The 15,920-nt window shown below is 67.0% G+C and carries 18 protein-coding genes; 5 read left to right on the forward strand and 13 right to left on the reverse strand.

All coding sequences use genetic code 11. The annotated features are described in order from the left end of the window. Positions 1–210 precede the first annotated feature (210 nt). From pstB to pstS, 4 genes are all read right to left on the reverse strand, one after another. The gene (gene pstB, locus G6048_RS39435; protein ID WP_165344409.1) at positions 211–987 is read right to left on the reverse strand and encodes a phosphate ABC transporter ATP-binding protein PstB; all 777 of its coding nucleotides are present in this window, start codon (positions 985–987) and stop codon (positions 211–213) included. 50 nt (positions 988–1,037) lie between these two features. Next, positions 1,038–2,093 carry a phosphate ABC transporter permease PstA gene (gene pstA / locus G6048_RS39440; RefSeq protein ID WP_165344410.1) on the reverse strand — a complete coding sequence of 352 codons (1,056 nt, stop codon included), beginning with the start codon at positions 2,091–2,093 and terminating at the stop codon, positions 1,038–1,040. Next, the gene (pstC, locus tag G6048_RS39445) at positions 2,090–3,097 is read right to left on the reverse strand and encodes a phosphate ABC transporter permease subunit PstC (protein WP_165344411.1); all 1,008 of its coding nucleotides are present in this window, start codon (positions 3,095–3,097) and stop codon (positions 2,090–2,092) included. The genes pstA and pstC overlap by 4 nt, the downstream gene beginning before the upstream one ends. 104 nt (positions 3,098–3,201) lie before the next feature. After that, a complete protein-coding gene (pstS, locus tag G6048_RS39450) occupies positions 3,202–4,332 on the reverse strand; it encodes a phosphate ABC transporter substrate-binding protein PstS (RefSeq protein ID WP_165344412.1) in 1,131 nt (376 codons plus the stop codon). Between the two features lie 400 nt (positions 4,333–4,732). Between pstS and G6048_RS39455 the strand changes: the two genes are divergently transcribed. Continuing rightward, positions 4,733–6,286, forward strand: a complete 1,554-nt coding sequence (locus G6048_RS39455) for an FAD-binding oxidoreductase (protein ID WP_165344413.1) — start codon at positions 4,733–4,735, stop codon at positions 6,284–6,286. 211 nt (positions 6,287–6,497) lie between these two features. After that, on the forward strand, positions 6,498–6,935 hold the full coding sequence (locus G6048_RS39460; RefSeq protein ID WP_165344414.1) for a hypothetical protein: 438 nt from the start codon (positions 6,498–6,500) through the stop codon (positions 6,933–6,935). 62 nt (positions 6,936–6,997) lie between these two features. On the opposite strand, the gene G6048_RS39465 is transcribed toward G6048_RS39460, so the two are convergent. The 4 genes from G6048_RS39465 to G6048_RS39480 all read right to left on the reverse strand — a co-directional run bounded on the left by G6048_RS39465 (position 6,998) and on the right by G6048_RS39480 (position 10,386). Then, the gene (locus tag G6048_RS39465; RefSeq protein ID WP_165344415.1) at positions 6,998–7,708 is read right to left on the reverse strand and encodes a phosphatase PAP2 family protein; all 711 of its coding nucleotides are present in this window, start codon (positions 7,706–7,708) and stop codon (positions 6,998–7,000) included. Positions 7,709–7,980: 272 nt separating this feature from the next. Then, positions 7,981–8,982 (reverse strand): C40 family peptidase, encoded by a 1,002-nt coding sequence (locus G6048_RS39470; RefSeq protein WP_165344416.1) that lies wholly within the window; start codon positions 8,980–8,982, stop codon positions 7,981–7,983. Positions 8,983–9,115: 133 nt separating this feature from the next. Next, on the reverse strand, positions 9,116–9,736 hold the full coding sequence (locus G6048_RS39475; protein WP_235990929.1) for a Uma2 family endonuclease: 621 nt from the start codon (positions 9,734–9,736) through the stop codon (positions 9,116–9,118). 206 nt (positions 9,737–9,942) lie between these two features. Beyond that, complete coding sequence (locus G6048_RS39480) at positions 9,943–10,386, reverse strand: ATP-binding protein (protein ID WP_165344417.1); 444 nt, start codon at positions 10,384–10,386, stop codon at positions 9,943–9,945. A 216-nt stretch (positions 10,387–10,602) separates the two neighbouring features. Between G6048_RS39480 and G6048_RS39485 the strand changes: the two genes are divergently transcribed. The 3 genes from G6048_RS39485 to G6048_RS50410 are packed head-to-tail and all read left to right on the forward strand — an operon-like array spanning position 10,603 to position 11,907. After that, on the forward strand, positions 10,603–11,448 hold the full coding sequence (locus tag G6048_RS39485; protein WP_165344418.1) for a helix-turn-helix domain-containing protein: 846 nt from the start codon (positions 10,603–10,605) through the stop codon (positions 11,446–11,448). Between the two features lie 10 nt (positions 11,449–11,458). Continuing rightward, a complete protein-coding gene (locus tag G6048_RS39490; protein WP_165344419.1) occupies positions 11,459–11,656 on the forward strand; it encodes a DUF397 domain-containing protein in 198 nt (65 codons plus the stop codon). Continuing rightward, entirely contained in the window at positions 11,653–11,907 is a 255-nt protein-coding gene (locus tag G6048_RS50410; protein ID WP_165344426.1) for a DUF397 domain-containing protein, read from the forward strand. Before G6048_RS39490 ends, G6048_RS50410 begins: the two co-directional genes overlap by 4 nt. Before the next feature lie 15 nt (positions 11,908–11,922). Here G6048_RS50410 and G6048_RS39500 read toward each other — a convergent pair whose 3' ends face one another. The 5 genes from G6048_RS39500 to G6048_RS39520 form a co-directional block, all read right to left on the reverse strand. Continuing rightward, complete coding sequence (locus G6048_RS39500) at positions 11,923–12,354, reverse strand: DUF7919 family protein (RefSeq protein WP_165344420.1); 432 nt, start codon at positions 12,352–12,354, stop codon at positions 11,923–11,925. Positions 12,355–12,409: 55 nt separating this feature from the next. Then, positions 12,410–12,745 (reverse strand): hypothetical protein, encoded by a 336-nt coding sequence (locus G6048_RS39505; RefSeq protein WP_165344421.1) that lies wholly within the window; start codon positions 12,743–12,745, stop codon positions 12,410–12,412. Positions 12,746–13,200: 455 nt separating this feature from the next. Next, positions 13,201–13,743 carry a GNAT family N-acetyltransferase gene (locus G6048_RS39510; protein WP_165344422.1) on the reverse strand — a complete coding sequence of 181 codons (543 nt, stop codon included), beginning with the start codon at positions 13,741–13,743 and terminating at the stop codon, positions 13,201–13,203. Between the two features lie 833 nt (positions 13,744–14,576). Next, positions 14,577–15,155: a hypothetical protein gene (locus tag G6048_RS39515; RefSeq protein WP_165344423.1), complete on the reverse strand. Its 579-nt coding sequence runs from the start codon at positions 15,153–15,155 to the stop codon at positions 14,577–14,579. Between the two features lie 158 nt (positions 15,156–15,313). Beyond that, positions 15,314–15,920 (reverse strand): phosphotransferase (locus G6048_RS39520; RefSeq protein ID WP_165344424.1); only part of this gene is annotated, 607 nt, incomplete at its 5' end.

Genomic DNA, 15,920 nt, shown 5'->3' on the forward strand with positions numbered 1-15,920 from the left:
ACCCCTGGTGGCGTCCAGGGGCGAAGCCCCAAGTGAGGCCAGGGGCGCAGCCCCGAGGGGGGCCGAGGGCGCAGCCCATGGTGAGACCGGGGGCGCAGCCTGGGGCCCAGGGGCGCGGCCCCTTAACGACGGGCCCGCCCCCGGGAGCCAGGGGCGGGCCCTATCAACCTCACGGTGGCACCGCCATGCAGCACCGCGAGGGGCCTGGCATCAGCCGAAGCGCCCGGAGATGTAGTCCTCGGTCGCCTGGACAGACGGGTTCGAGAAGATCCGTTCCGTCTCGTCGATCTCGATGAGCTTGCCGGGCTGCCCGACCGCCGAGAGGTTGAAGAAGGCGGTGCGGTCGGAGACCCGAGCCGCCTGCTGCATGTTGTGCGTCACGATGACAATCGTGAAGCGCTCCTTCAGCTCCCCGATCAGATCCTCGATCGCAAGCGTCGAGATCGGGTCGAGGGCCGAGCAGGGCTCGTCCATCAGCAGCACCTGCGGCTCGACCGCGATCGCCCGCGCGATGCACAGCCGCTGCTGCTGACCACCGGAAAGCCCCGAACCGGGCTTGTTCAGCCGGTCCTTGACCTCGTTCCAGAGGTTCGCCCCCTTGAGAGACTTCTCGACGACGTCCGCCAGCTCGGCCTTCTTGTACGAGCCGTTGAGCCGAAGCCCCGCCGCGACGTTGTCGAAGATCGACATCGTGGGGAAGGGGTTGGGCCGCTGGAAGACCATGCCGATCGTGCTGCGTACGGCGACGGGGTCGACCCCGGACCCGTACAGGTCCTCGTCGTCGAGCAGCACCTTGCCCTCGACGCGGCCACCGGGGGTGACCTCGTGCATACGGTTCAGCGTGCGCAGGAACGTCGACTTGCCGCAGCCGGACGGGCCGATGAAGGCCGTCACGGAGCGGGGCTCGACGGTCATGGAGATGTCTTCTATCGCCTTGTGGGCGCTGTAGTAGGCGGTCAGACCGCTTACGTCGATTCGCTTGGCCATGGGGATCACTGCTTCTTTCGGGAGTTCAGTCCGGTCGCTGTATGGCCGCGTCAGCGACCAGCCTTCGGGGCCTTCCAGCGGGCGATGCCGCGAGCCCCGAGGTTGAGGATCATCACGATGGCGATCAGCACGAGCGAGGCCGCCCAGGCACGGTCGTAACCCGCGCTCGATCCCGCCCCGTACTGCTGGTAGATGTAGAGCGGCAGCGCCTGCTGCGGACCCTCGAACGGGTTCGAGTTGATGAAGTTGCCACCGAACACCAGCAGCAGGATGGGCGCGGTCTCACCGGCGATACGGGCTACCGCCAGCATGATGCCGGTGGTGATGCCGCCGATAGAGGTCGGTACGACCACCTTGATGATGGTGCGCCACTTGGGGACGCCCAGCGCGAGGGAGGCCTCGCGCAGCTCGTTCGGCACGAGCTTGAGCATCTCCTCGGTGGAGCGGACCACGACCGGCATCATCAGGATGGCCAGCGCGAGCGATCCGGCGAAGCCGAAGGGCTGCATGTCGAACATCAGCATGAGGCTGAGGATGAACAGACCCGCGACGATCGACGGGATACCCGTCATGACGTCGACGAAGAAGGTGACGGACTTGGCGAGCTTGCCGCGCCCGTACTCCACCAGGTAGATCGCGGTGAGCACGCCGATCGGCGCACCGATCAGGGTGGCGAGGCCGACCTGCTGCACGGTGCCGATGATGGCGTGGTTGATACCGCCGCCCACCTCGTCGTCCGCGACCACACCCATCGAGTGGGTCAGGAAGTAACCGTCGAGGACCTTCACACCGCGCGAGATGGTCGTCCACATCAGGGAGACCAGCGGGACGACGGCGAGCAGGAAGGCCACCCAGACCACGGAGGTCGCGACGCGGTCCTTGGCCTGCCGCTTGCCCTCGACGCTCGCGGAGATCACGTACGTACCGAGGACGAAGAGGATCGAGGCGATCAGACCCCACTGGATCTTGCTCTGCAGGCCGGCCGCCAGGCCGATGCCGACGGCGAGGGCAAGGGAGCCCGCTGCGGTCGCCCATGCGAACCACTTGGGGAGATGCGCGCCGCGCAGGGTGCTGGGGCGCTTGTCGGTGACGGCTGCGTGGCTCATGCGTTGGCCCCCGAGTACTCCTTGCGGCGGGCGATGATCGCGCGGGCCGCACCGTTGACCAGCAGGGTGATGACGAACAGGACCAGACCGGAGGCGATGAGCGCGTCCCGGCCGAACTGTGTCGCCTCGCTGAACTTGCTCGCGATGTTCTGGGCGAAGGTGCCGCCGCCCGGTTCGAGCAGGCTGGCGCGGATCAGGAAGTCCGGCGACAGCACGGTGGCCACGGCCATCGTCTCACCGAGCGCGCGGCCGAGACCGAGCATCGAGGCGGAGATCACGCCGGAGCGGCCGAAGGGCAGCACGGCCATGCGGATGACCTCCCAGCGCGTGGCGCCGAGAGCCAGGGCCGCCTCCTCGATCATCTGCGGGGCCTGGCGGAAGACCTCACGGCTCACGTTCGTCACGATCGGCAGGATCATGATCGCGAGCAGGATGCCGACGGTGAGCATCGTGCGGGGGGCGCCGCCCTGCCACTCGAAGATGCCGGTCCAGCCGAGGTACTCGTCCAGCCAGCTGTAGAGGCCGACCAGCTGCGGTACGAGGATGAGGGCGCCCCACAGGCCGTACACGATGGACGGCACCGCGGCGAGCAGGTCGATCACGTACGCGATGGGGCCGCTGAGGCGGCGCGGGGCGTAGTGCGTGAGGAACAGTGCGATGGCGACCGCGATCGGCACCGCGATGACCATGGCGATGATCGAGGAGACCACCGTGCCGAAGGCCAGGACGGCGATGCCGAAGACCGGCGGGTCGGCGGAGGTGTTCCAGTCGAAGGTGGTGAGGAAGTTGCCCTCGTTCTTGCTGATCGCGAGCGAGGCGCGATAGGTGAGGAAGACCGCGATGGCGGCCATGATCACCAGCAGCAGGATGCCGGACCCGCGGGTGAGACCGAGGAAGATCCGGTCTCCGGGCCGGGTGGCGCCGCGGGCCGCTCGCTTCTGTTCGGCCGTGGACGGCTGGGTGGGGGGAGGTGGAGGTGCCGTGTCCTGTGTAGGTATGCCCATTGGGTTCTCCGGTCTGCGGAGCCACCCATGCTGAGCGGCTCCTGGCGGCGGTGCACCGGAAAGTGCGGCCCGGCCCGGTCGATGGGGGCCGGGCCGCACTCAGGTCAGCTCAGACCCTCAACGGTCGTACGGACCTTGGCGATGATCTCCTGGGGCATGGGCGCGTAGTCGTTCTCGGCGAGGATCTTCTGGCCGTCCTCGCTCGCCATGTAGCGCAGGAGCGCCTTGGTGGCGGGCAGGGTGTCGGCCTTGTTGCCCTTGTCGCAGACGATCTCGTACGTGACCAGGACGATCGGGTAGGCACCCTCGGCCTTGGTCGCGTAGTCCAGCTCCAGCGCCAGGTCCTTGCCGGTGCCGACCTGCTTGGCGGCGGCGATGGCCTTGCTGGCGTTGTCGATGGTGGCCTCGACCGGCGTGCCCGCACCCGTGTCGAGGTCGACCGTGTTCATGCCCTCCTTGGCGTACGACAGCTCCATGTAGCCGATCGCGCCCTCGGTCTGCTTCACCTGCGCGGTGACACCGGAGGACTGCGGAGCGGACTGGCCGCCCTTGGCCTCCCAGGCCTTACCGCCCTCGTACTTGCCCCAGACGTCGGGTGCGGCTTCCTTGAGGTACTTGGTGAAGTTGTCCGTGGTGCCGGACTCGTCCGAGCGGTGGAAGGCCTGGATCTTGGTGGCGGGCAGCTTGGCGTCGGGGTTCAGCTTCGCGATCGCCGGGTCGTTCCACTTGGTGATCTGGCTGTCGAAGATCTTGGCCAGCGTGTCCGCGTCCAGGACCAGGTTGTCGACGCCGGAGAGCTTGTAGCCGACCGCGATCGGGCCGCCGACCATCGGGAGGTTGATGCCCTGGCCGCCCTCACACTGCTCCTTGGAGGCGGTGACCTCTTCGGGCTTCAGCGCGGAGTCGGAACCCGCGAAGGCGACCTGACCCTGGGTGAACGCGGTGACACCGGCGCCCGAGCCGCCGGCCTTGTAGTTGATCTGCACCTTGCAGGCGGCCGAGAACTGCTTGACCCAGGCGTCCATCGCATTCTTCTGCGCGGACGAACCGTCGGCGAGCAACTGCCCCTGGGCGTCGTCACACTTGATGTTGCCGGCCTGAGTGCTGGCGCCGTCGCCGGTTCCGGGGTCGGCGCCGGTGTCGTCGGAGCCGCACGCCGTCAGGGCCAGGGCGCTGGAGACGGCGACAGCACCGAGGGAAAGGGCGCGAAGCCGGTTCTTGCGCTGAAGCTTCACTTTCGGGAGTTCCTTCCAGGAGCCGCCCCACAGGCGGCGTGCGAAGTCGTGGTGCAGCCTCTCGTCCGCACGAGGCTGCCGTCTGTAACTTGCCAACGTCGTACTTGCCGATACGTACCGGTCCACGCGTACGCATCGCCGAATTCGAGTGATACGTGAGCGAACCTCCGCTCGCACCACGCACCGCGTAAGGCCGAAATTAGACAGAAGAGGTGAAGTGGCCGATGGCCGTGAGTGAACGGAAGGTGAACCCCTGCCGTCAGTGCGGTGAGGTCACGGAATGCTCACGGGGAGAGCACGTGAGGGTTTCCGCACCTCCCCGCCTCCTGGTCGTCGCCGGAGATGGAACCCTCGCCTCCGCGGACCCGTCTCGTTCCACGTGAAACCACGGGAGGCACTCATGCGACGGCGTACGTTCATAGGCGGAGGCACCGCGGCCCTCGCCGCCGCGGTCACCGCAGGGTGCAGCGGCAGCGGATCCGAGCCGCGCTCCACCGAGGGGGCGTCCACGTCACGTACGCCGATCAAGACGCAGAGCGAGTCGGTCCCGGCCAACCTGGCCGGCCTCGCCAAGGACCTGGACGGCAGCCTGGTCCGCCCGGGCGACGAGGCCTGGGCAGCCGCCCGCCAGCTCTACAACACGCGCTTCGACTCGCTGAAGCCGACGGCCGTCGCGTACGTCGCCCATGCTGACGACGTCCGTACGGCACTGTCGTACGCCCGCGCCCGCAAGCTCCCCGTCGCCATCCGCAACGGCGGCCACTCCTACGCCGGCTGGTCCTCGGGCAATGGGCGCCTCATCGTCGACGTATCGAAGATCGCCAAGGTCCGGGCCTCGGGCAATGAGGCGGTCATCGGCGCGGGCGCCAAGCTGATCGACGTCTACCGCGCGCTCGCCGCGAAGGGCGTCACGATCCCGGCCGGCTCCTGCCCGAGCGTCGGCGTCTCGGGCCTCACGCTCGGCGGCGGCCACGGCGTGGTCTCCCGCGCGTACGGCCTGACCTGCGACAGCCTCACCCGGGCCACGTTGATCACCGCCGACGGCAAGGAGCTGACCGCCGACGCCGACGACAACAAGGACCTCTTCTGGGCGCTGCGCGGCGCGGGCAACGGCAACTTCGGCGTCGTCACCGAGCTGCGCTTCCGCACCCGCCCGGCCCCGCAGGCGGTCACCGCGAACCTGACCTGGCCCTGGTCCCGGGCCGCCGCCGTACTCGCGGCCTGGCAGGAATGGGGCCCGGACCAGCCCGACGAGATCTGGTCCTCGGCCCACCTCGCGAACACGGCCGGCGCCGCCCCCACCGTCTCGATCACCGCCTTCTCCCTCGGCACCCACGGCGAACTGCAGAACGCGGTGGACCGCCTGGCCGACCGGATCGGCGTCCAGCCCAGCAACGCCTCGCTTCAGCGGCGTACGTACGAGGAGTCGATGGAGGTGTACGCGGGCTGCTCCTCCTTCTCCTCCGACGCCCAGTGCCATCTGCCCGGCACGACCCCCGGCCGCTCCCCCGAAGGCGCGCTCGGCCGCGAGACATACGCGGCCCGCTCGGACTTCTTCGACCGCGCGATCCCGACGACGGGCATCCAGACGCTGCTGACCCAGATCGAGTCGGTACGGGGCGGCGCCGCCACCGTCCAACTGACGGCGCTCGGCGGCGAGATCAACCGCGTGGCCCCCACGGCAACGGCCTTCGTACACCGCCGCTCCCGCGTACTGGCCCAGTACATCGCGTCCTGGCGCGCGGGAACCTCCGGCACGGCGGCCCAGTCGTGGCTGGGCGAAGCCCACGCCGCGATGAGGCGCCACGCTTCGGGGGCGGCGTACCAGAACTACACGGACTCGACGCTCAAGGACTGGCGTACGGCGTACTACGGGCCGGCGGCGGGGCGTCTGGCGAAGCTCAAGAAGCGGTACGACCCGGACGGCTTCTTTGCTTACCCGCAGGCGCTGTAGGCCCCACACCCGCAGGCGATGTGAGGGCGGCACATCGGTGGGCGTCCGGCAGTCTGTGCCCCCGGTCCTCCTTGTCTACTCCCCTGAACTGGTCTTACGGACAACGCCCGCAGCCACGAGCGTCGAGACACGAGCACCCCCGACGGCGGACTCCCGACGGCCGACGGCACGGACGGGTGCTCGTCCGGTACGAGAACAAGGGGGAGCACACATGCTCAAAGAACATTCCCGCCTGCTGCGGGGGATGGTCGCCACGGGTGCCGCATGCGCCCTGGCGTGGGGAGTCGCCGCGTCTCCCGCGAGCGCCGCCGCGAGCAAGAACAGCCCTTTCTCCCACGCCGATGGGGAGGCCTGCATCGGGGCCGGCGACGCGAACGGCAGGTTCGAGCACAAGGGTGACTGGTTCAAAGTCGCAGACATGTGCCATCTCGACGACCCGGCACACGGCGCCGTCATCCTGGGCGACACCAAGGGCAACAGCAGCCCCGACGTCGTGGTCTGGGACACGGACGGGGGCAACTCCGGCTCCTATGCCGGAAAGCAGGTCAACGTCAAGGAGGGCAAGCGGGTCAACATCAGGGTCTGCGTGGGTGACAAGGAAGAGGACGCGTACTGGGGCTGCGGCAAATGGGAGCGCGGCTACGGGTGATCAACATCCCGGGGAGGTCGTCCGGCCGAACAGACGGCCGTACGGCCTCCCCCGCCGGAGTTCTACGCCGCCAGGTCCCGCGCCTCCGCCTCGGCCTCTGTCCCGGCCCGAGTTCCGGGAGCCATCTGGTCCTCCTCCTCAGGAGAAGCACCCCGAGCCCGGATCACCCACCCCGCCCGAGCCGACCGCTCCGCGGCCCGCGTCACCGGCGTCAGCAACGCCAGGGCGAGCGGCGAGAGGAGCAGCACGACGGCCGTCCCCAGGGCGAACCCGCCGATGACGTCGGTCGGGTAATGCACGCCCATATAGACCCGGAGGAACCCCTCGACCAGCGCAAGTCCGAGCCCCAGCAGCCCGAACTTCCGGTTCGCCATGAACAGCCCGACAGCCAGCGCCATGACGAGCGTCGCGTGATCGCTCACGAACGAGTAGTCGGTCTTGCCGCCGATGAGGACCTCGAGCCCCTGGTGCTCACGGAAGGGCCGGGGCCGCTCCACAAAGCCCCGTATCGGCACGTTCACCAAGACCGCGATGCCGGCCGCGAGCGGCGCCCAGATCAGCGCGGCCACGGAGGAGGCGGCGTCCTCGCCACCCCGGCGCCGTACGGTCCACCAGCACCCGAGCACCAGCAGCACCATGGCGAGCAGGATTCCCCACTCACCCACGAACTTCATGATCCCGTCGATCCAGCCGGGGGCGTCCTTGGCCAGTCCGTTGATGTCATAGAGCAAGTCGACGTCGGGGTTCGACCCGGATTCGGCGAGTCCAGCCATGGTGCAGCGGCCCCTTCGTCATGATCTTCGTCGTGCAATTCCAGCGCACCTGTCCGATGCGCCGCGCCATCAACCCCCGTGGTCGGCTACGTCGTACGTCCATCGCCAGTCGCTTGTCAGGCGTACGTCCATGGAACGCATGACCCCCTCCTCTACGTTCCACAGTCCACCGAATGATCACGCAGACGTTATCGAAGAGAGACACATTCCCGCAGCTCAGAGGCGCGTGAATCAGTGACTGTAACAGCCGGTAACGGAAGGATTCGGCCAGATCACACGGGAGTGGGCAACGCTTTCGCGCCATCTTCGGTGACCCTGGTCGCCCCGAAGTAGTCGGGCGTATCGATCGGGTCGAACCGGATCACGGCGCCGGGCCGCGGCGCGTTGATCATGTATCCGCCGCCCACGTAAATGCCCACATGCCGGATGGCCCGGGAATTGGTGAGGTCGTCCGAGAAGAACACGAGATCGCCCGGCAGCAGTTCCTCCCGCTTCGGGTGCGGCCCGGCGTTGTACTGATCGTTGGCGACCCGAGGCAGCTCGATCCCCACACTCTCGTACGCGGCCTTCGTCAGCCCCGAACAGTCGAAGCGTCCGCCCTGGTCAGCGGTACCGTTCCCGCCCCACAGATACAGCGTCCCGAGCTTCTTCTGCGCGTAACCGATCGCCCCGGCCGCCTGCTGCGAGGGCTGCACCCGGCCGACGGGCGCGGCGAAGCTGTCCTGCAGCGTGGTGATCGTCTTGACGTAGTTCTGCGTCTCCTTGTACGGCGGCACGCCCCCGTACTTGATGACGGCGTACGCCCCCGCGTTGTACGCGGCGAGCATGTTCTTCGTCGGGTCGCCGGGCGCGTCCTTCACGTACCCGGCGAGCTTGCAGTCGTACGAAGCGGCCGACGGAATCGCGTCATTCGGATCCCATACGTCGCGATCGCCGTCACCGTCCCCGTCAAGTCCGTGCGAGGCCCAGGTCCCCGGGATGAACTGAGCGATGCCCTGCGCGGCGGCCGGACTCTGCGCCTTCGGATTGAACCCGCTCTCCTGATACAACTGCGCCGCCAGCAACGCCGGATTGATGGCAGGACACAGATTCCCCCACTTCTGCACCAGCGTCTGATAAGCCCCCGGCACGGCCCCCTTGGCCAGCCCGACGGCGCCCTTCCCGACCCCGTTGGCGAGGTTCCCGGCGGTCATGTAGACCCCGACGACGAGCAGCATGACGAAGCTGAGCCCCGTCCCCGTGACGGCGATACCCACGATCCACGCCTTACGCACCGTCAACCGCCCCTCGCCGCACGGTAGTCCTAGTCCGCCGACCGTCAGTGTAGAGGCGGGCGCCCTACTGCGGAATGATCATCGCCCGCTGCCTGGCAGCACGCCGGTGCCTCGCCCGCAATCGGTGAGCCCCCTACGAGCCTGCCGTGCTCCCCCTGGCACGCGGCGAATCGCCGTACAAGGGGAAGCGATCGGTGGCGACTTCGAACCGGAGAGGGGCGGGAAACGGCACCGGCTCCCCGAACTTGCCGGGCAACACGTCCTGATAGGCACCGTTGTCCGGACGGGTGTGCAGAGCCCAGGTGCCCTTGCGGGGGTCGATGACGAGGAGAACGGCCACGCCCGCGACGGCATACCAGTCGGCCTTGTCCCTGATCTCGCGGGACTTCTCGGAACTGGAGATGACCTCGACGGCGAGCGTCGCGTCTTCAGGGTCGGCCAGCCAGTCGTCGTCGTCCATCCAGTCCAGGGGCAGGATGATCAGGTCCGGCGTGACGTAGTCGTCGGGGTCTTCCGGCAGGGCGATCGAGGACATCTCGAAGGCTCCGAGCCCCTGGGGAAGAATTCCGTCGAGTTGCTGACGCAGCTGCCACACAACACCCGCGTGCTTCCCACGTGGAGTAGGGGACATCACGAGCTTTCCTCCCACAATCTGCACACGCAGACCCGTAGCGTCCTCGATCTTCTCGGCGATCTCACGCAGATTCCCCGGGCGAGGGCGCGGGTACATCCAGGCGCCCGGCGATACCGACATGGCTCGCTGCCTCCGTCCCTCCACGTCTGCGGCTGCGCGAGCGGGGTCGATGGGAGGTCCGACGTCCCGCTCGGCGTCGTATTCACCGTACTGTCCGGTCCCCTCCATCGCCTCGGCTTCACGGCCCGCACGTGTGCAAGCGGCCCTCGTGAGCCGCTCCTCAAGCTGTGCCATGCCATCCCCGTTCACGCTCCGAGTACGTGCAATCACCGTAGGGCATCGCACTGACACTCGGCCCACAGCAGCTTGCCGCCCTCGGAGCCGCCCAGTTCGGGCGGGGCGGAGGCGCCCCACGCGTCGGCACAGGCCCGTACGAGGTGCAGGCCGCGGCCGTTTTCGGCCTCCTGGGCGGCTTCCGGAGGTACGTCGGCGGTGTCGCCGAAGCCGGGCGGGAGTCTCGGGTCGGAATCCCATACGGCGACGTAGAGCCCGTGGGGTTCGGTCGATCGGAGCCGGAGAGCGTACGGGCCCTTGGTGTGCCGGTGGGCGTTGGTGAGGAGCTCGGACGCCAGCAGCTCGGCGGTGGAGGTGAGTTCGGTGAGGCCGTGGGCGGCCAGCACCGTACGGAGGGTTGCGCGGGCGATACCCGGTGCGCGTGGATCGTGCGGGAGTTGGAGGGTGTAGGACCAGGGCGGGGATACGGTTGCCATCGGAAGTCTCCTGATTCGGAGGGAAGTTGGGTGGTTTGGGGAGTGGGTTGGTTACGTTGCCCAGTGACCGCGGCCGCTCCGTCGAGCGGGGTACTTCTGGGTGTGGCGCCTGAGCAATAAGATAGCGGCACCAGTGAATACATTCACTGGAATCCAAGGATTCCATTCACTACCACTCGTGTGAGTGACGGTGACAGCAAGGAGGCGGGCAAGCCCGTGAGGAGCAACCCAACGGGTCGTCAACTCCGCTTCGGCGCGGAGCTGCGCAAACTCCGGGAACGCGCAGGCCTCACCGCCACCGATGCCGGTCAACTCATGGGCATCAAGCAGACTCAGGTCAGCAACATGGAGGCGGGACGCGTGGGCGTAAGCGCTGAACGCGTTCGCGCCCTTGCCCGCCACTACAAGTGCGGCAACGCGGCACTCGTCGAGGCGCTGAGCGCGATGACCACTGACCGGACGCGCGGCTGGTGGGAGGAGTACCGCGAGCTTCTCCCCAACGGCTTGCTCGACCTGGCGGAGGTCGAGCACCACGCCACGCGTCTGCGCACCGCGATCACGGTGCACATCCCCGGCTTGCTCCAGACCGTCGACCACGCTCGCGAACTGTTCCGGCAGGTCGTACCGGAGTTCTCACCGCCCGACATCGAGCACCGGGTGTCCTTCCGCATCAAACGTCAGGCCATCCTCTTCAGGAACAGCCCGACCCCCTACCTCGCGATCATCCACGAGGCCGCTCTGCGCATGCGGTTCGGCGGCTCGTCCGTGGCGAAGGGGCAGCTGCAGCACCTACTGGACATGAGCGAACGGGACCACATCACGCTCAAGGTGCTCCCGTTCGCCGTCGGCTCCTTTCCGGGCTCAGGCCAGTCGATCTTCTACTCCAGCGGTCCCGTGCCCCAACTGGACACGGTCCACCTCGATCAGTCCCACGGCCCCGTGTTCCTCGACGCCGAGGCCCAGTTGGAGATGTACCGGGTACTCCTCAACCGTATGGAGTCCCTGGCTCTCAGCCCCGAGCAGTCCCGAGACGTCATCCACAATGCGATCCGTGACCTGTGAAGGGAACGAAATGTCCAAGCACACCAGGTGGCAGAAGTCGTCCTACTGCGGACAGGGCGACTCATGCGTACACATAGCTATCGGCACAGCAAGGATCCACCTCACCGAAAGCGGCGACTCCACCGGCGCGATACTCGACGCCGCCCCCGCCGCCTTCTCCGCCCTCCTCCACACCCTCAAGCACAAGGACGAAACCCACCGTGGCTGACATCCCCCCCGAACCTCGACTGGATCCGCGCCGCACCCGAAGACGCCGAGGGCCCCGGCCCCTGGATCGAAATCGCCTTCGGCGAGGGAGACGACGCCGAATCCCCCGTCTACATCCGCGAAACGAGCGACCCGGCCAACGTCGTCACAACCAACCGCCGCAAGTGGGACGCCTTCGTACTAGGCGTACAGGCAGGCGAGTTCGACCACTTCGTGGAGGGCATCGAAGACGCGGAAAACAGCGCACCGTAGGTCGAGCCCCGAGCCTCATCCGCTCGAGCCGACCTCAGGAGCCACCCGCCCGGCCATGACCGCTTCAATGAACGGCTCCGGCGGCAAGTAGGAATGGGCCGCTACGTAGTGGTAGACGAGATCTGGCGCAACGAGCCAGTCTCCTGACTCCGCGACGACACGAATCTCTGCCCCACCCAGCACCACCTTGCTGCCAGAGATTTCAACGGCAAGAGGGTATTGCGCCTCTCTCTTTTCGTGGGGAAGTTGACACCCGTGCCAGCCCCTCGTCTTCATCTGGGGAGCATCACGCACCAACAATCCAAGCGCTGACAGGAAAGGACTCGGAGGGCTTCCCTTTACGTACGCCTCCCCTTCCTCCAGCCAGCCCACATTGAGAGCCCTCACGCCACCAGGTATCGACGCTCGGAAGTACTCGTAGGCGGAAAGATCCTCATAGTGGGCCACTACATCCCCAATTCTCTTGTCAGATCAAGGACCTGCAATCCGGTCGGAGGCCTTACTACTCTTTGAGGGTCCAGAAGGGTGAATCTCTGGGCGGCGGCGGGCGAACCTCCCACTTCGAGAGATCACCGTCCGCCTCCGGATCTCCCGAGGGAAGCGGACGCGCGTCGAGTGGCGGCTTGAAGTAGAGATGGTAAGCCCAGTACTCCGGGAACTCATGACACATAAGGTCCTGGTTCATGCCGCTGATATCCTCGCCTGCATACCTCTCATTAATTCTCGCGACGGCCTCTGCCCTCGAGATACCGAAATACCCAACCAGCACGTCTACCATTTCACGAAAATAGTCCAGCGTCTCGCCATCAAGTCGAGTCAGGAACTCTTCGGTTCTCATGACGCAGGCCCAAATCTCTGATGGAATGACCTGAATCGTTCAGTTGTCCGGCTCGTCGTCCTGGAGAGTCCAGGCTGCCGAGTCCGAGCCCCTGGGCGGTACGGGGCGGACCGACAGTCGAGTGAGGTCAATTTCTGCGTCAGCGTCGACATCTCCGGTCGGAAGTCGATCTTTTTCGTTGGGGTAGTAGTACGCGCCGTACGCCCAGAATTCTGGGAGCTCGTGACACATGAGGTCAGGGTAGGGCGAGACCTCCAATTCGCCGTATGTCTCATTGATCCTCGCCACGGCTTCGGCGCGAGAAATGCCGAATCACTCGACCATTTCACTCGCCATGTCGCGGAAATATTCAAGCATTCCTTCATCGAGTGTCATTAGAAATTCTGCGGTCATGATATCGAGGGCCTTCCCCCTTGGACGGCACCTTCCTCACTTTGAATAGGCCTGGAGAATGCTCACGGCGTTCCGGGACGGCGCTCTGAGCGGAGCAGGCCGTAGACGAGCACATCGACGTACTCGCCATGCTGGAAGGACCTACCGCGCATGACTGCTTCCTTACGGAACCCAACGCGTTCGAGCACCTTCTGCTCGCCGAAGTTGCCGCCATTTGTGAGGGCTTCGATTCGGTTCGCAGTCGTGTGGTCCAACAGGTAGTCCACGAGTTGCTTCTGCGCCGCCGTGCCCACCCCCTGCCCCCGATGCTCGGGCAGCACCGCCGCGCCGATCTCGTACGTGACACCCAACGGGAAACCGCCGCGCTTCCAGCTGGCGATGCCGATAACCGTGTCGTCGGCCCGCACGATCGCAACCGCCGCGGACTCGGCGGAGATATACCCGTCACTCTCCCACCGCTTACGACGTGCCCTCGGATCACCGAATCCGGGCCACTCGAACTCGCCGAGCGCATCGGGATCCGTACAGAGCCGATCGAGGAAGGAAAGGTCGCCCTCGGTGAACGCACGTAAGCGGACTGTGTCCTGACGGTTCGCTGGAGTCATGAGGCCAGTATCAACTCCAGAACATCACCGTCAGGCAATGAGCCCGTTCCAACCTCAGCTTGAAGACATACCGATGGCGCGGGCGTACGCAGCACGGATGGAGGCCGGCCGTGGCCACCGCGGCTCCCGGCCAGGGAGTAGCCGTGCTCGACAGCCCAGGCGCCACGTTCCACCTTGGCCCCTTGTCTACCCCTCCGAACTGGCCTTACAGACAACTCTCACCGCCCTGAGAGTCGAGACACGGCAGTCGCGGAGGCTCGGCAGGCCGCCGACCTCACCGGCGAGCGCCTCCGCAAGTAGACATGCGAAGGGAAAGGAAACCTCGATGAGGGGAAATCGATTCCGTGCTCTCGTCGCACTCCCGACAGCGGCCCTGGGCATCGTCCTGACGACAGCTTCCGCGCATTCGGTCCCGGATTCTTCGCAGGGGGCAGAAGGTCCACGGAGTTGCTTGACGCACCCCCGGTGGTCCAACAAAGACGGAGGCTCCGGCTACGTAAAGGAGAACGGCGTTATTCGCACTGGTCCGCACAACTACTGCGACTGGACCATCGTGGGAACAGACAGGAAACTCTTCTGGCACTGCTGGACCAAGAACGAGGCAGGCAACAAGTGGACCCATGTGCGCGTCAGCGGGACGAACGCCAATGGTTGGGTCTGGGACGGAAATCTCACCGGCGGTGGAAGCAACGGCGCCAGCGACCGCTGCTGATGAAGACCGTCACCATGATTGAGGATTGAGGAGAGGCACTGTAGGCGTACGCTGCGAGCCCCGACAGCACGGCGCTCTTACCGTTGCGTCCGGGCCCACAGCCCATCACCGGGCGGCTGGATCAGTCCGCCGAGCCGGCCGAACCGGCAGAGTTCGCGGAGGAGACGCTGGCCGCACTGGCGGCACTGTTGCCCGAGTCGATGTCACGAGGTGCCGGAGCGGCAGGAGAGTCGGCCGAGTCGTCCGCAACCGGGTTGGGCGCGGCGGGCTTCACGGGCGTGTTCGGGCTGTCGGCAGAGTCGGCGGACGGGCTGTCAGCCGAGGAACCCGCCGGGCTGTCGGCGGAGGCGTCCGCCGGGCTGTTGCCCGAGTCCGCTCCACCACCAGGCGCGTTGGGCGAGTCCGCCGAGTCGAACGGCGAGGTGAGCGGGCTGTCCGCCGACTCCGGCGAGCCGTCGCGGGAAGCCGGAGACCCGCCCGGCGAATCCGCGGAACCCGGCGAGTCGTCGGCGTCGCCGCCACGGCCGTCATCATCGCGGCCGTCGTCGTCGCCGAGCTGCGTGCTGACACTCACCGCGTCGGACTTGTCGTGCAGGTCGATGCCGCGGTCGGTGGCTGCCGCCGCGCCGCCCAGTCCGGCGAGTACTGCGGTGGCGCCGACACCGGCAACGGCTATGCGCCACGGTCTGGTGATGCGCATGATGTTGTTCCTTCCTGGGTGCCCGCCCCGGAACGGTTCGGGCTCTGCTTCTAAGCTCGCCCCCGGCGATGAAGCCTCCATGGGGCGCCCGTGAAAGACCCCTCATCCGAACGTGAAAGACCCCAATCCGGGGAGCAATCCGGGGAACGAACGCCCCCTCACCCGGGATGCAGCCAGCGCGTAGCCAGGTCCAGCCGGGCCCGGGTAGCCGCCTGCCACCCGGCCTCCTGCACGCGATGCGGGCCAGTGGCCAGGGACAGCACCACGGCAGCAGTACGACGCCGCAGCTCGGCGGGGTCGACAACACCCGCGAACGCCGCCAAGTAGCCGGCGCCCAGCCGATTGATGGCGTCGGCGCGCTCCAGGTCGATCTGGGCGAGGACGGACAGATGGCCGAGGAGACAGCCCAGGTCGTCGACACGTTCGCCGGGCCCCGCGGTGTCCACGTCCAGCAGCCCGCTGATCCGGCCACCGTCCACAAGGAGCTGACTCTCGTACAGGTCACCATGCACGGCGACGACGGGCCCTGAGCCGACGCCCGCCGTCATCTCCTCAGCCAACTCACTTGCTTGAGCGGCTAGTTGAGGCAACGCAGCCCCGACAATAGCCGCGTAATGCGGAGCCTTCGCAGCCCACGAGGGCCGTGGCGTCCCCGAAGCCAGTCCGGGCGGCAGCCGATCGAGCAGGCCGAGGACCGCCTGCGCGGACGGCGCGCGGGTCGGCGTCGGGCTCCACGCGGCGCGCGGACAGGTCGCCGTCCAGGAG

The organism is Streptomyces ureilyticus, assembly GCF_011045025.1.
GTDB classification, from domain to species: Bacteria; Actinomycetota; Actinomycetes; order Streptomycetales; family Streptomycetaceae; genus Streptomyces; species Streptomyces ureilyticus.